Genomic DNA, 15,539 nt, shown 5'->3' on the forward strand with positions numbered 1-15,539 from the left:
CACCACCCGAGTGCGCCCTCGGGCCGGTGTCAGGAGCGGGCGATGGTCTCGTGGTGCCGGATGACCTCGGCGATGATGAAGTTGAGCAGCTTCTCGGCGAAGCCGGGGTCGAGCTTGGCGCTCTCGGCGAGCTGCCGCAGCCGGGTGATCTGGCGCGCCTCACGGGACGGGTCGGCCGGAGGCAGCCGGTGGGCGGCCTTGAGGTGGCCGACCTGCTGAGTGCATTTGAAGCGCTCGGCGAGCATATGGACCACGGCCGCGTCGATGTTGTCGATGCTGTCGCGCAACCTGGTCAGCTCGTCGAGGACGGACGGGTCGATCCCCTCGGGGTCTCCCGGCGTCGCCGGCCGGCCGGCGGTGTGGTCGCTCATGCTGTGCGTCATGCCTCCCGAGACTACTTTTTCTCGGGGCTCGGTTCCTCTCCGGGGCGCATTGGCCTGGCTCTGGATGTTTCCGGCCCGCGCAAGCCCCCGCGGCGCCGCGGCAGCTTGTGCCGGGCCGGTCGCGGCCCCGGACCGCCCCGACCCCTGTGGGGGGTTTCGGATCCGGCCCTCAGGGGGCCGGAAGGGGGCGGGGCGGTCATGGTGGAGGGCCGCTCCCGAGGCGGTGTCTCCACCGTGGAGGAGTCGCCTGGGCGGGGCGAGGTTCCATTTCCGGACCGACTTTCCCGCGGCTCCTACCGGGCGCAGCCGTGGCGGGCGCAGCCCCTCCAGGTGGAGCCGTTCCCGGGCCGAGCAGTTCCGGGCGCGGCCGTTCCGGGCAGGGCTGTTCCGGGCGCGGCCGTTCCGGGCAGGGCTGTTCCGGGCTAGGGTCCGCAACATGATCGCGACGCTTCAGTGCACCGTCATCGACTGTCCCGACCCCGCCGCGCTGGCCGCCTTCTACGGACGGATCCTGGGCTGGCGGGTGGACGACGGCGATCCCGAGTGGGCGACCCTGACGGCCGAGGACGGCCGGCGGCTGGCCTTCCAGCTCGCGCCGGACCATCAGCCGCCGCGCTGGCCGGATCCGGCGTATCCGCAGCAGATCCATCTGGACTTCGACGTGGACACGATCGAGGACGCGGAGCGGGCGCAGCAGGAGCTGATCGAGCTGGGGGCGACGTTCCTGCACGACAGCGGCGGGGAGCGGTCGGGGTTCCGGGTCTTCAACGATCCGGCCGGGCATCCGTTCTGCATCTGCTACGGCCAGAACGGACAGAGCTGACAGAGCTGACAGAGCTGAGGGCACCGGCACGGCTCGGAGAACCGGCGGAGGCGAGGCTGAGGAGGCGTCAGCCGCCGAGCTGGCCCGCGGCCGCCTTGATGTCCTTGGCGAAGGTGCTCACCTCGGTGTAGACGCCGGGCTTGCCGGGCCGCGCGCAGCCCTCGCCCCAGCTCACGATGCCGACCTGGATCCACTGGCCGCTGTCGTCCTTGCGGAACATCGGGCCGCCGGAGTCGCCCTGGCAGGTGTCCACGCCGCCCTGAGCCATCCGGCCGGCGCAGATCTCCTCGCCGGGCACCAGCTCGCCGTACGCGGATTTACAGGTGGCGTCGTCGACGAACGGCACGGTGGCCTTGAGCAGGTAGCGCTGCTGGCCGCCGCCCTCGACGGCCGCGCCCCAGCCGGCGACGGTGAAGTCGCCCTTGTTGTACGCCGTGGTGTCGGCGATCTTCAGGGTGGGCTGGTTGATCGGCTTGGCGAGCTTGATGAGCGCCCAGTCCTTGCCGGTGCCGTTGTAGCCGGGGGCCTGGAGCACCTGGGTGGACTTGACCTTGACGGCGCTCGAGCTCTGGAGGTCGACGACGCCCGCGGTGGCGGTTATCGAGGTGTTGGCGCCGCTGCCGTCCACACAGTGGGCGGCGGTGAGCACGATGTCCTGGGTGTAGAGAGCGCCGCCACAGCCCATGGACAGCCGGACCATGAAGGGGAATTCGCCCTGGGCGGCGCGGGTGCCGCCGACGACGGAGGGGCTCGGTTCGGGGCCGGTGGGCGCGGCGCTGGCACTGCCGGGGGTGAGGCTGAAGGCGGCGAGGGCGACCGCGCCGGCGGCCGAGGCTCTCTTGAGGTGCTTCAGGGTCTTCCGCAACGGACTGTCCTTTCGTGGGGGGTTCGGGGCGCATGTCAGGCTCATGCCAAGCCATAAAATCCGGAAACCTCTCCGAAATCCCATGGATGAGCCGGTAAAACGCCCTGTGATTATGTGGAGCGGGTGAACGGGGTGACAAGGGTCGGTTTTCAGCCAGCGCGGCCTACCCGCCGCCCCACCGAACGACCGTAAGGTTGAGATGAGACAGGGCGCACGGCTGGCGACGGGCACGGGGTGACGGCGTGGCGGCACCGGGCAGCGACATCGAGCACGGCTTTCCCCACCTGGACACCGTCCGGGCCTCGATCGCCGCGCTCTACCGCCGCCTGTCCCGCGACACGGTGGACACCTTCGGGCTCAGCGTGGTCCCCGGCGATGTGGCCTTCTCCGACCAGGACGACCTCTACCTGGGCGTTCAGCGGGTGGCCGGGGTGATGGTGCGGCATCTGCGGCTGCCCGACGCCCGGATGATCGTGAGCTTCCGGGAGATGCGGCATGCGGGAAACGTGGAGCTCGCCGCGGGCCCGGAGTACTTCATCGAGCTCAACTCCCGCTTCAAGACCCACCGTCGGGACATCGGCGCGGCCCTCGCCCATGAGGTCACGCATGTGTATCTGCACCGCCTCGACCTGTCGTTCCCCGGCACACGCGACAACGAAATCCTCACCGACACCACCGCCGCCTATCTCGGCACGGGCTGGTTGCTGCTCGACGCCTTCCGTCAGGACTCGCTTTCCAGCCAGAAACTGGGCTATCTGACGCCGGAGGAGTTCGGCTACGTGCTGGCCAAGCGGGCGCTGCTCTTCGATGAGGACCCCTCCCCCTGGTTCACCTCTCCGCAGGCGTACGCGGCGTACGCCAAGGGGCTGGAGCTGGCGCGCCACGACCAGGCCCGGCCGCCGCTCGCCGCCGCCGGGTGGACCGGCCGCCGCCGCTACGCCAAGGACCGCCGGTCGGCCCAGTCCGGCGACCCCTCCCCCACCGGAGGCGACTACGCCTTCGACAGCGGCCCTCCGCTGAGCGTCTCCTTCCCCTGCCCGACCTGCCGTCAGCGCATCCGGGTCCCGGTGCGCGGCCGGGTGCGGGCCCGCTGCGGGCTGTGCCGCACGGTGCTGGAGTGCGACACCTGACGGGACATGTGACGGGACATGTCACGCGACACCTGCCGGGACATGTCACGCGGCACGTGAAGCGGCAGCTCACGACAGATCCGACGCGGCGCCGGTCCGGTCCGTGGCCGTGCGGGCTTGGAGTGCGCTCGACGTCGTACGCTCGCCTGCATGAGCCCCTCCATCGCCACCAACACCCGTGTCGGCCTCGATGAACTGCTGGAGTTCGTCCGCCCGCGCCACCGTGCGCTGCTGATGACCCGCCGGACGGACGGCTCGCCCCAGGCGTCCCCGCTGACCTGCGGAGTCGACGACTCCGGCCGTATCGTCATGTCCACCTACCCCGAGCGCGCCAAGGTGCGCAACGTCAAGCGCGAACCGGCCGTGAGCCTCGTCGTGCTGTCCGACGAATGGAACGGCCCCTGGGTGCAGATCGACGGCACCGCCGAAGTGGTCGACACCCCGGAGTCCGTCGAGCCGCTGGTCGAGTACTACCGCAATATCGCGGGCGAGCACCCGGACTGGGACGAGTACCGCGAGGCCATGCGCAAGCAGGGCAAGTCGCTGATCCGGGTCACTCCCGAGCGCTGGGGCCCGGTCGCCACGGGCGGCTTCCCGGCCCGGCTGGTCGAGAGCTGAGCGCTCCGCTGGAAGCCGCGGGGCGTAGGCGCTCGGCACCGCATGCGCGCCCCGAGCGCTCGGCACCGCGCGCACCCCGAGCGCTCAGCACCGCCCCGCGCGCCCGTAGAGCACGATCCGCATCCCGGTGACGTCCCTGACGGCGCATCGGTGGAAGTGCTCCGCGAGCACCTCCCGTTTCACCCGCTCCTGAGGGGTCTCGTCCAGCGGCTGGCCGGGTGGGTCGTTCACCGTGACGATCCGCCCGGCCGTCAGCATCCGGGCCCGGATCCGCGGTGCGGGCAGCTCGATGCCGTGCAGTGTGCCCGAGGGGATCGCGCGCCGGGCCAGCGCCAGCTCCCGCAGCCCCCGGAACTCCTCCGGGCTGGACATGATCGGCTCCCGGCGCCGCGCGGGCAGGAAGAGCACCCCGTCACCGGGCCGCCCCAGCTCCCGTACGGCGCGCGCGGCCGCGAGGGTGTTGTCGAGCCGGCTCCCCGGGGTCCTCAGTTGGAGCGAGTACGGCAGCAGGGCCGCCACGGCGGCCACCGCCAGTCCCCCGGCCAGCGCCCGAGGAACGGCGAGGGTGCGCGACAGCGCGTCCAGCCGGGCGCCGATCAGCAGTGCGAGCCCGACATGGGCGTAGAGCACATACCGGTCGACGTAGAGCGGATGGAGATACGACACGGCCATCAGCGCGGCCGGTGGCAGGATCAGCAGCGCCAGGGCGAGGTCGCGCAGCGGAACGGGGCCCCGGGCGGGCAGTGGTCCCCGGGCGCAGACGAGGCCGGTCAGGGCGAGCGCCCCGAAGCCGAACAGTTCGGGCGGGCCCGGCGCGGAGATCCAGCCCACCAGCGCCGCCTGCTGCTGACTGACGATCACCAGCGGTGCCAGCACCACGGCCACCACGGAGGCCGCCTGCCCCCACGCCCAGCCGGACCGCGCGCCCACCCGGGCCCGGTACAGCACGACGCCGTGCGCGGCGACGGCCAGGATCGCGAACTCGTGCAGCAGACAGGCCAGCGAGGCGACGGCGGCGTATCCGGCCCAGGTGCGCTTGCGGGGCCTGGCCACCGCGCTCAGCAGCAGATGCGTGGCCGCGACGACGGCGGCGCTGACCAGGGCGTACGACCGCCCCTCCTGTGCGTACCGCTGCACCGCCGGGGCCAGCGGGAAGGCCAGCCCGGCGACGAGTCCGGCGCGGGGCCCGGCGAGCCGCTGGCCGAGCAGTCCCACCCCGGCCGCGGTGGCGGCCATGGCCAGGACCGAGGGGAGCCGCAGGGCGAGCAGTCCGCCGTCCCAGAGGGCGAAGACGGCGTGCATCAGCAGGTAGTAGAGGCCGTGCGCCACATCGGCGTTGCCGAGCAGATGGCCGATCTCGCCGACGCTACGGTGCGCGACCTGGTACGTCGTCGACTCGTCCCGCCACATGCTGTGCTCCCGGCGGATCCCCCACAGCCCGAGCGCCAGCGCCAGCCCGGCCGGGGCGAGCGCGACGACGGCCGGGCCGGGGCGGCGGCGCACCGGGGGCGCCGGGTGGACGCGTGGGACGCCCCGGGCGGTGTCGAGGGCGGGCGAGATGGCCATGGGGAAGGGGACTCCGATCGGAGCGGGAGGGTGAGGAGCCGCAGGAGGGCTCGGGAGCCGTGGAAGGGTGCGGAACCGTGGTGGCGGGGCGCTGGTCAGGCCCGTCTGCGCCCGATCCACCACACGCAGAACGCGGCGAGCGTGACGGCCACGGCCAGGCAGATCCCAGCCTGGATCCACTGCATGGACCAGAAGTGCCCGATGGGGTGGTAGTCCTCATACTCTTCGGCCAGGTGGCGGCGGTCGAGGCAGCGGAAGATGGCCGGCCACCCGCCGAGCCCCTGGCAGACCGATCCGTCGACCCTGGCACCGGTCCCGTCGAGATACCCCGAGCCGATGTACCACCCGCCGAACGGCGCCTCCGCGTGGACGTGGACGCCCGCCGTCACGGTGAGCCGGGGCATCAGATGCGGGCGCAACTGCTGGAGGCCGTACACGACACCGGCGGTGACGGCGAGGGTGCAGGCCATGGCGGGCAGCGTCCGCCGGAGCACCAGGCCGAAGGCCGTGCCGAGCAGGAGGGACAGCAGGGACAGCGATACGAAGGCCGGGCCCATCACGTCGAAGGGCAGGGTGTCGCCCCAGTGGACGTCCGGGAAGGTGCCGCGCACCGGCCACCACCACCAGGTGAACAGCGCGGCCAGCAGGGTGGTGGCGGCCAGGGTGGCGACGACGGGGAGGGCGAGCGTGGCGATGAGCCAGCGCACCCTGCCGACCGACTGGGACCAGACGAGCGCGGCGGTGCCGCTCTCGAATTCGCGCGCGATCAGCGGTGCGCCGACGAAGGCCCCGATGACCGCGGGGATCGCGAGCAGCAGCCGTGCGGTGTCGAGCAGCGCCGCGCGGTAGGTCTCCAGCCGGACGAACGCCTCGGACAGCTCGTCCGAGGACCCCAGGGGCGTCCCATTGCAGTCGCGCCATATCCGGCAGTCGGCGACGCCCCGGTCGTGGATCAGGGCGGCCATGCCGGTGCGCTGGTGCACGAGATATCCGGCGAGGGCGAGGATCAGCACCCCGCCCGTCACCAGGACGGTCCGCTGGCGGCGCCAGGCCAGCCAGAGCGGACCGCGCGGGCTCAGCGGGGAGCCGGTGTGGCGCGGCCTGGAAGGGGAGCCGGTGTGCGGCGGGCCCGGGCGGGTGGCGGTTCCGGTCTTCATACCGCCTCCTTCACCGCGGGTCGCCGCCGGATCCACCACACGCAGAACGCGGCGAGCGCGACGGCCACGGCCAGGCAGATCCCGGCCTGCATCCACTGCATGGGCCAGTAGTGGCTCGCCGGGTGCAGCTCCTCGTACCACCTCTTGGTGACGCCTAGCCGGGCGAAGCAGCGGTCCCAGCCGTCCGCACCGACGGCGGACGAGCAGCGGTCCAGGGGGAGCTTCTCCCCGGCCCGGGACAGATAGCCGTGGCCCATGCCACGCCACGCGGTGTCGGAGATCTCGGGCATGCTTCCGGAGGGGTCGGAGACGATCGTCCGCGGCGTCATCAGATGGGGGCGCAGAGCGTCGAGCCCGTACAGGGCACCGGCGCCGGCCCCCAGGGTGAGCACCATCGCGGGCAGGGTACGCCGCAGCAGCAGTCCGGCGGCCGCGCCGAGGAGGAAGGCCGGCGGGGTGAGGGCGACGGCCGCGGGGCCGGTCGCGTCGAACGGCGCGGTGCTGCCCCAGGCAATGTCCGGGAATTGGACCCGGGCCGCCCGCCACCACCAGGTGTAGAGGGCCGCGAGGACCGCGGTGCCGGCCGTGACGGCGACGAGGGGGACCGCGAGTTTGGCGATGAGCCAGCGGGTCCTGCCGACGGACTGGGTCCACACCACCTGGTGGGTGCCCATCTCCAACTCCCGGGCGAACAGGGGCGCGCCGATGAAGACGCCGATCAGCGCGGGCAGCGCGATGAGCAGCCGTCCGGTGTTGAGCAGCGGTGTGCGGTAGGTGTCGCTGAGGTGGCGGAGCGCCTCGACAGTCGGGGTAGTTCCCTTGGCGGGATCGGTCTCCCTGCCGTGGCAGAGCCGCTCCCGGCCCCAGTCCGCGCAGCCCTGGATATCGTGCGCCCGCGCATAGCCGACCATCTCGGCGCGCTGCCAGACGATGTACGCGGCGATCGCCACGACCACGGCCAGGCCCGCCCAGAGGGCGGCCCGGTGCTGGCGCGCCACCAGCCACACCAGTCCTCGGGTGCGGGGCCGGGCGCCGGGTGCGGCGAGCCGGATGCCGACCGTGCTCATGCCCCCACCTCCGTATCTGGCGTCCGCGTGTCGTCCGCGAGCAGCGGCGGGGCGTCGGGAGCGCGCAGATAGCCGAGCAGGATCTCTTCGAGGGAGGGTTCGCTGACGATCCAGCCGTCCTCGGCCGCGGCGCCCTCCGGGCGTATCAGCGCGGTGAGCTGACGGCCTGTCGTACGGGTCTCGACCACGGTGTGGCGGGCGAGCGCGGCCGGTGTTCCGCCGCCGGTCGCGCTCGGGCCGGTGACGAGGCGGTGGGCGGCCTGGATCTTGTCCGTCTCGCCCGCCAGGCGGATCCGGCCGCCGCCCATCAGCAGCAGGTAGTCGCAGACTCCGTCGAGTTCGGCGAGCACATGGGTGGAGATGACCACACCGGTGCCGCGTTCGGCGGCCTCCGCCATCAGCACGCCCATCATCCGGCGGCGGCGCAGCGGGTCCTGATCGGACATCGGCTCGTCCAGGAGGAGCAGATCGGCGCGTTTGCCGAGGGCGAGGGCCAGGGCCACACAGGTGCGCTGGCCGCCGGAGAGCGAGCCGACGCGGGCGGACAGCGGCACCTCGGCCTCCTCCACCACCCGTTCGGCGGCCTGCTGGTCCCAGCGGGGATTCAGCTCCCGGCCCAGGCGCAGGGTGTCGGCGACGGAGAAGCGCGGGTAGAGCGGCTTGTCCTGGGCGACGAAGGCGACGCGCTCGCGGGCGGCGGGCGCGGAGGGCGGCCGGCCGAAGACCCGCAGCGTGCCGGTGGTCGGGGTCAGCAGACCGGCGGCGAGGGACAGCAGGGTGCTCTTACCGGAGCCGTTGGGGCCCACCAGCGCGCAGATCCGCCCGGCGGGCAGGTGGAAGGCGGCATCTCTCAGCGCCCAGCCGCGCCGGTACTTCTTGCCCAGCCCGGACGCCTCCAGTGCGCCGGCCGCGTCGATCTCGTCGGTCACCGGTTCTCACCGTCTTCCTCGTGGCCACTCCCGCTGAGGGTGGCGGTCTCGCCGAAACGCTCTTCGAGGACCGAGGCCACCAGCGCCGTCACGTCCTCGCGGCCGAGCCCGGCGGCGCGGGCCCGGTCGGTCCAGTCGGCGAGCTCCGCGCGCAGCGGTGAGTCCGCGGCGGCGCCGGGCCGGGCCAGCGACCGGCGGACGAAGGTGCCCAGGCCCGGCCGGGGCTCGACCAGCCCTTCGCGCTCCAGCTCGCGGTATGCCTTCAGGACGGTGTTGGGGTTGATGGCGGTGGCCGCGACGACCTCCCTGGCCGTGGGCAGCCGGTCCCCGGGCTCAAGCAGTCCGAGGCGGAGCGCCTGTTTGGTCTGCTGGACGATCTGTAGATAGGTGGCGATGCCGCTGCGCCGGTCGATGCGGTACTCGACCATCCGTCCACCACCCTTTCACTAATCAGTTAGTGGAATGATGGTGGAGCGCGCCCGAGACAATGTCAACTCCTGAGCGGAGGCCGACCACTGAGCGAAGGTCGACCACTGAGCGGATGCCGACCGCAAACGCCACGCGGCGCCTCCCCCCTGGTCGGGTAGGGGGAAGGCGCCGCGCGGCCGGTCCGTACGCCGTTGTACGGGCGGAGATCCAGGAATCCGGGAGTCCAGTCCCAGAAGTCCCCGGGAGTCCCAGGAGACCGAAGCCGGGAAGACCGGCAGGGGTTGGACCGGTCAGACCATGAGGGCCCGGTCGGTGGGGCGGATCGGGGCGGGCAGTTCGCTGGCCCCGGCCAGATAGCGGTCCACCCCGCGCGCCGCGGAGCGGCCCTCGGCGATGGCCCAGACGATCAGCGACTGGCCGCGGCCCGCGTCACCGGCCACGAAGACACCCGGCACATTGGTGGCGAAGTCGGCGTCGCGCGCGATGTTGCCGCGCTCGTCCAGCTCCAGGCCGAACTGCTCGACCAGGCCGTTCTTCTGGTCGGTGCCGGTGAAGCCCATGGCGAGGGTGACCAACTGGGCCGGGATCTTCCGCTCGGTGCCCGGCTGCTGCTCCAGCTTGCCGTCCTTGAACTCCACCTCGATCAGATGCAGCCACTGGACATTGCCGTCCTCGTCGCCCTCGAAGTGGGTGGTGGAGACGGAGTAGATCCGCTCCCCGCCCTCCTCGTGCGCCGAGGTGACCTTGTAGAGCATGGGGAAGGTCGGCCAGGGCTGGCCCGCGCTCCGCTCATCGCCGGGCCGGGGCATGATCTCGAGCTGGGTGACGGAGGCGGCGCCCTGGCGGTGGGCGGTGCCGACGCAGTCCGCGCCGGTGTCGCCGCCGCCGATGACCACGACATGCTTGCCCTCGGCGGTGATGGGGGCGGTGGTGAGGTCGCCCTCCTGCACCTTGTTGGCGAGCGGCAGATACTCCATCGCGAAGTGGATGCCGTTCAGCTCCCGGCCGGGGGCCGGCAGGTCGCGCGAGGTGGTGGCGCCGGCCGCGATGACCACGGCGTCGTACCGCTTGCGCAGCTTGGCCGCGTCGATGTCGCGGCCGATCTCCGTCTCGGTGCGGAACTTGGTGCCCTCCGCGCGCATCTGCTCGATACGGCGGTTGATGTGCCGCTTCTCCATCTTGAACTCGGGGATGCCATAGCGCAGCAGCCCGCCGATGCGGTCGGCCCGCTCATAGACGGCGACCGTGTGACCGGCCCGGGTGAGCTGCTGGGCGGCGGCCAGGCCCGCCGGGCCCGAGCCGATGACGGCGACGGTCTTGCCGCTGAGCCGCTCGGGCGGCTGCGGGGTGACATCGCCCGCGTCCCACGCCTTGTCGATGATGGTGACCTCGACGTTCTTGATGGTCACCGCGGGCTGGTTGATACCGAGCACACAGGCCGACTCGCACGGGGCCGGGCACAGCCGCCCGGTGAACTCCGGGAAGTTGTTGGTCGCGTGCAGCCGCTCGCTGGCCTCGCGCCAGTCCTGCCGGTAGGCGTAGTCGTTCCACTCGGGGATGAGGTTTCCCAGCGGACAGCCGTTGTGACAGAACGGGATGCCGCAGTCCATGCAGCGTCCGGCCTGCTTGCTGATGATCGGCAGCAGCGAGCCGGGGACGTAGACCTCGTTCCAGTCCTTGACGCGCTCGTCCACCGGGCGGGTCTCGGCGACCTCTCGGCCAGTGGTCAGGAAGCCCTTGGGGTCAGCCATTGATCGCCGCCTCCATCATCTTCTCGGTGGTCTCGGACTCGGAGAGCCCGGCTCGCTCGGCGGCGTCCTTGGCGGCGAGCACGGCCTGGTACGTAGCGGGGATGATCTTGCTGAAGCGGGTGAGGGCGGTCTCCCAGTCGTCGAGCAGCGCGCCCGCGACGGTGGAGCCGGTCTCCTCGTGGTGGCGGCGCACCGCGTCGTGCAGCCACTGCTTGTCGGTGTCGTCCAGCGCGCCGAGGGCGCTGCGCAGATCGACGTTGACGTTGTCCGGGTCGAGGTCGATCACATACGCGATGCCGCCGGACATACCGGCCGCGAAGTTGCGGCCGGTGGGCCCGAGGACGAGCGCGTGGCCGCCGGTCATGTACTCACAGCCGTGGTCGCCCACGCCCTCGGAGACGACGGTGGCGCCGGAGTTGCGCACGCAGAACCGCTCGCCGACCCGGCCGCGCAGGAACATCTCACCGCCGGTCGCGCCGTACGCGAGGGTGTTGCCCGCGATGGTGGAGTACTCGGCGAGGTGGTCCGCGCCCCGGTCCGGGCGGACGACGATCCGGCCGCCGGACAGGCCCTTGCCCACGTAGTCGTTGGCGTCGCCTTCGAGCCGCAGGGTGACGCCCCTGGGCACGAACGCGCCGAAGGACTGGCCGGCCGAGCCGGTGAAGGTGATGTCGATGGTGTCGTCGGGCAGGCCCGCGCCACCGAAGGTCCGGGTCACCTCATGGCCGAGCATGGTGCCGACGGTCCGGTTGATGTTGCGGATCGCGACCTGGGCGCGGACCGGCTGGGCGGCCTCGGCGCTCTCGGCGTTCAGCGCGTCGGCGGCCAGCTTGATCAGTTGGTTGTCGAGCGCCTTGGCCAGGCCGTGGTCCTGCGCGATCGCCTGGTGGCGGACGGCGCCCTCGGGCAGCTCGGGCACGTACAGCAGCGGGGCGAGGTCCAGGCCCTGGGCCTTCCAGTGCTGGACGGCGCGGGCGGTGTCCAGCAGCTCGGCGTGGCCGATGGCCTCGTCCAGGGTGCGGAAGCCCAGCTCGGCGAGGATCTCGCGGACCTCCTCGGCGATGAACTCGAAGAAGTTCACCACGAACTCGGCCTTGCCGCTGTAGCGCTCGCGCAGCACCGGGTTCTGGGTGGCGATGCCGACCGGGCAGGTGTCCAGGTGGCAGACGCGCATCATGACGCAGCCGGAGACCACCAGCGGCGCGGTGGCGAAGCCGAACTCCTCGGCACCGAGCAGCGCGGCGATGACCACGTCACGGCCGGTCTTGAGCTGGCCGTCGGTCTGCACCACGATGCGGTCGCGCAACCCGTTGAGCAGCAGCGTCTGCTGGGTCTCGGCGAGGCCGAGCTCCCAGGGGCCGCCCGCGTGCTTGAGCGAGGTGAGCGGCGAGGCACCGGTGCCGCCGTCGTGGCCGGAGATCAGCACCACATCGGCGTGGGCCTTGGAGACGCCCGCGGCCACCGTGCCGACGCCGACCTCGGAGACCAGCTTGACGTGGATCCGGGCCTGCGGGTTGGCGTTCTTCAGGTCGTGGATGAGCTGGGCGAGATCCTCGATCGAGTAGATGTCGTGGTGCGGCGGCGGGGAGATCAGTCCGACGCCCGGGGTGGAGTGCCGGGTCTTGGCGACCCAGGGGTAGACCTTGTGGCCGGGAAGCTGGCCGCCCTCGCCGGGCTTGGCGCCCTGCGCCATCTTGATCTGGATGTCATCGGAGTTGACCAGGTATTCGCTGGTCACGCCGAAGCGGCCGGAGGCCACCTGCTTGATCGACGAGCGCCGGGCGGGGTCGTGCAGCCGGTCGGAGTCCTCGCCACCCTCACCGGTGTTGGACTTGCCGCCCAATTGGTTCATGGCGATGGCGAGGGTTTCGTGCGCCTCCTGGGAGATGGAGCCGTACGACATGGCGCCGGTGGAGAACCGCTTGACGATCTCGCCGACGGACTCGACCTCGTCAATCGGGATCGAGGGCCGCTCGCCCTTGAAGGAGAACAGGCCGCGCAGCGTCATCAGCCGCTCGGACTGCTCGTTCACCCGCTCGGTGTACTTCTTGAAGATGTCGTAGCGACGCGACCGGGTGGAGTGCTGGAGCCGGAAGACCGTCTCGGGGTCGAAGAGATGCGGCTCGCCCTCGCGGCGCCACTGATACTCGCCGCCGATCTCCAGCGTGCGGTGGGCGGAGGGGACGCCGGAGGCGGGGTACGCCTTGGCGTGGCGGGCGGCGACCTCCTTGGCGACGACATCCAGGCCCGCGCCGCCGATCTTGGTGGCGGTGCCGTGGAAGTAGGTGTCCACGAAGGACTCGTCCAGGCCGACGGCCTCGAAGACCTGCGCGCCCCGGTAGGAGGCCACGGTCGAGATGCCCATCTTGGACATCACCTTCAGGACGCCCTTGCCGAGCGCCTTGATGAGGTTCTTGATCGCGGTATCGGCCTCGACACCGGGCAGGAACGTCCCTGCCCGGACCAGGTCCTCGACCGACTCCATGGCCAGGTACGGGTTGACGGCCGCGGCGCCGTAGCCGATCAGCAGCGCGACATGGTGCACCTCGCGGACGTCGCCCGCCTCGACCAGCAGCCCCACCTGGGTGCGCTGCTTGGTACCGATGAGGTGGTGGTGGACCGCGGAGGTGAGCAGCAGCGAGGGGATCGGGGCGTGCTCGGCGTCCGAGTGGCGGTCGGAGAGCACGATCAGCCGGGCGCCGTCCTCGATGGCGCGGTCGGCCTCGGCGCAGATCTCGTCCAGCCGGGCGGCGAGCGCCTGACCGCCGCCGCCGACCCGGTACAGGCCCGAGAGATTGGCCGCCTTGAGGCCCGGCATGTCCCCGTCGGCGTTGATGTGGATGAGCTTGGCCAGCTCATCGTTGTCGATCACCGGGAAGGGCAGGGTGACGCTGCGGCAGGAGGCCGCGGTCGGCTCCAGCAGATTGCCCTGCGGGCCCAGCGAGGAGATCAGCGAGGTGACCAGCTCCTCGCGGATCGCGTCCAGCGGCGGGTTGGTGACCTGCGCGAACAACTGGGTGAAGTAGTCGAACAGCAGCCGCGGCCGGTCGGAGAGGGCGGCGATCGGCGAGTCGGTGCCCATCGAGCCGATCGGCTCGGCGCCGGCCTTGGCCATCGGCGCGAGCAGGACGCGCAGCTCCTCCTCGGTGTAGCCGAAGGTCTGCTGGCGGCGGGTGACCGAGGCGTGGGTGTGCACGATGTGCTCGCGCTCGGGGAGGTCGGCCAGGTCGATCAGACCGGCCTCGAGCCATTCGCCGTACGGCTGCTCGGCGGCCAGCTCGGCCTTGATCTCGTCGTCCTCGATGATGCGGTGCTCGGCGGTGTCGACCAGGAACATCCGGCCCGGCTGGAGCCGGCCCTTGCGGACCACCCTGGCCGGGTCGATGTCCAGGACGCCGACCTCGGAGGAGAGCACGACCAGGCCCTCGTCGGTGACCCAGTAGCGCCCGGGCCGCAGACCGTTGCGGTCCAGCACGGCGCCGACCTGGACGCCGTCGGTGAAGGTGACACAGGCCGGGCCGTCCCAGGGCTCCATCATCGTGGAGTGGTACTGGTAGAAGGCGCGCCGGGCCGGGTCCATGGAGGGGTGGTTCTCCCACGCCTCGGGGACCATCATCAGCACCGAGTGCGGCAGCGAGCGGCCGCCGAGGTGGAGCAGCTCCAGGACCTCGTCGAAGGTCGCCGAGTCGGAGGCGTCCGGGGTGCAGAGGGGGAAGATCCGCTCCAGCCCCTTCTCCCCGAACAGGTCGCTGACGAGCTGGGACTCCCGGGCGCGCATCCAGTTGCGGTTGCCCTGGACGGTGTTGATCTCACCGTTGTGGGCGACGAAGCGGTACGGGTGGGCCAGCGGCCAGCTCGGGAAGGTGTTGGTGGAGAACCGGGAGTGGACCAGCGCGACGGCGGTGGCGAAGCGGCGGTCGGACAGGTCCGGGAAGAACGGCTCGAGCTGGCCGGTGGTCAGCATGCCCTTGTAGACCAGGGTGCGGGCGGACAGCGAGGGGAAGTAGACCCCGGCCTCGCGCTCGGCGCGCTTGCGCAGCACGAACGCGGTGCGGTCCAGGGCCACGCCGGTGCTGGTGCCGTCGGCGACGAAGAGCTGGCGGAAGGCGGGCATGGTGGAACGGGCGCCATTGCCCAGCAGCTCGGGGGCGACGGGCACCTCGCGCCAGCCGAGGACGGTCAGGCCCTCCTCGGCGGCGAGCCGCTCGATGTGCTCCGCGGCGGCCGCGCTCTCGCTCTCGCCCTCCGGGAGGAACGCGATGCCCACCGCGTAGGCACCGGCCTCGGGCAGCTCGAAGCCGGTCACACTGGCCCGCAGGAAGGCGTCCGGAACCTGGACGAGGATGCCCGCGCCATCGCCCGAGTCGGGCTCGGAACCGGTGGCGCCGCGGTGCTCGAGGTTCCTCAGCACAGTGAGAGCCTGCTCCACGAGCTCATGGCTGGCCTCGCCGGTGAGGGTCGCCACGAAGCCGACGCCACAGGCGTCGTGCTCATTGCGCGGGTCGTACATCCCCTGGCGGGCGGGGTGGGATGCGGAACGCATCGGCTCTCCCGTCGTCGTCATGGCATTTTGCGTGTGCCGAGGGACGACGTTGGCCCTCCGCGAGAATTTCGTGCAGGTTACATGATGGGTTGAATCTCGGGAAGTGGAAATTCCGTTCCATCATTCGGACACCCCAAGGGTGGGGTGATGTCAGGCAATACGGGCGGTAGCGGATGGGGCGACCAGCGTCGCCATAGCGCGGACCGGGCGACTCTGCCCAAGCGCTTTCGGCTTATGCCCGCCCGCAAAAGGATCGAAACCGAGGAGTAACGGCGTAG

Annotated in this window: 12 protein-coding genes; 3 read left to right on the forward strand and 9 right to left on the reverse strand. The window is 71.5% G+C overall.

Going from position 1 to position 15,539, the window contains the following annotated elements:
- Positions 1–29: 29 nt before the first annotated feature.
- Complete coding sequence (locus ACK1X7_RS14000; RefSeq protein WP_014059936.1) at positions 30–383, reverse strand: chorismate mutase; 354 nt, start codon at positions 381–383, stop codon at positions 30–32.
- Positions 384–819: 436 nt separating this feature from the next.
- Here ACK1X7_RS14000 and ACK1X7_RS14005 point away from each other — a divergent pair, with 436 nt between their 5' ends.
- Positions 820–1,206, forward strand: coding sequence for a VOC family protein (locus ACK1X7_RS14005; RefSeq protein ID WP_413115133.1), 387 nt, complete (start codon positions 820–822; stop codon positions 1,204–1,206).
- Between the two features lie 67 nt (positions 1,207–1,273).
- On the opposite strand, the gene ACK1X7_RS14010 is transcribed toward ACK1X7_RS14005, so the two are convergent.
- Complete coding sequence (locus ACK1X7_RS14010; protein ID WP_385144934.1) at positions 1,274–2,071, reverse strand: S1 family peptidase; 798 nt, start codon at positions 2,069–2,071, stop codon at positions 1,274–1,276.
- Between the two features lie 242 nt (positions 2,072–2,313).
- On the opposite strand from ACK1X7_RS14010, the gene ACK1X7_RS14015 reads away from it, so the two are divergent.
- Positions 2,314–3,201, forward strand: a complete 888-nt coding sequence (locus ACK1X7_RS14015; RefSeq protein ID WP_385144936.1) for a hypothetical protein — start codon at positions 2,314–2,316, stop codon at positions 3,199–3,201.
- A gap of 150 nt (positions 3,202–3,351) precedes the next feature.
- Positions 3,352–3,819 carry a PPOX class F420-dependent oxidoreductase gene (locus ACK1X7_RS14020; RefSeq protein ID WP_385144938.1) on the forward strand — a complete coding sequence of 156 codons (468 nt, stop codon included), beginning with the start codon at positions 3,352–3,354 and terminating at the stop codon, positions 3,817–3,819.
- 84 nt (positions 3,820–3,903) lie between these two features.
- On the opposite strand, the gene ACK1X7_RS14025 is transcribed toward ACK1X7_RS14020, so the two are convergent.
- The 7 genes from ACK1X7_RS14025 to gltB form a co-directional block, all read right to left on the reverse strand.
- Entirely contained in the window at positions 3,904–5,385 is a 1,482-nt protein-coding gene (locus tag ACK1X7_RS14025; protein WP_390792958.1) for a glycosyltransferase family 39 protein, read from the reverse strand.
- Between the two features lie 95 nt (positions 5,386–5,480).
- Positions 5,481–6,542: a transporter gene (locus ACK1X7_RS14030; protein ID WP_390792957.1), complete on the reverse strand. Its 1,062-nt coding sequence runs from the start codon at positions 6,540–6,542 to the stop codon at positions 5,481–5,483.
- Positions 6,539–7,609: a translation initiation factor IF-2 gene (locus tag ACK1X7_RS14035; protein WP_385144944.1), complete on the reverse strand. Its 1,071-nt coding sequence runs from the start codon at positions 7,607–7,609 to the stop codon at positions 6,539–6,541. The genes ACK1X7_RS14030 and ACK1X7_RS14035 overlap by 4 nt, the downstream gene beginning before the upstream one ends.
- The gene (locus ACK1X7_RS14040; protein WP_413115134.1) at positions 7,606–8,538 is read right to left on the reverse strand and encodes an ABC transporter ATP-binding protein; all 933 of its coding nucleotides are present in this window, start codon (positions 8,536–8,538) and stop codon (positions 7,606–7,608) included. Before ACK1X7_RS14040 ends, ACK1X7_RS14035 begins: the two co-directional genes overlap by 4 nt.
- A complete protein-coding gene (locus ACK1X7_RS14045) occupies positions 8,535–8,966 on the reverse strand; it encodes a GntR family transcriptional regulator (protein ID WP_390792956.1) in 432 nt (143 codons plus the stop codon). Before ACK1X7_RS14045 ends, ACK1X7_RS14040 begins: the two co-directional genes overlap by 4 nt.
- A gap of 291 nt (positions 8,967–9,257) precedes the next feature.
- Positions 9,258–10,718: a glutamate synthase subunit beta gene (locus ACK1X7_RS14050; protein ID WP_385144950.1), complete on the reverse strand. Its 1,461-nt coding sequence runs from the start codon at positions 10,716–10,718 to the stop codon at positions 9,258–9,260.
- Positions 10,711–15,261: a glutamate synthase large subunit gene (gene gltB, locus ACK1X7_RS14055; protein ID WP_385144952.1), complete on the reverse strand. Its 4,551-nt coding sequence runs from the start codon at positions 15,259–15,261 to the stop codon at positions 10,711–10,713. Before gltB ends, ACK1X7_RS14050 begins: the two co-directional genes overlap by 8 nt.
- Positions 15,262–15,539: the final 278 nt, after the last annotated feature.

Source organism: Streptomyces sp. CY-1 (assembly GCF_047218265.1).
GTDB classification, from domain to species: Bacteria; Actinomycetota; Actinomycetes; order Streptomycetales; family Streptomycetaceae; genus Streptomyces; species Streptomyces niphimycinicus.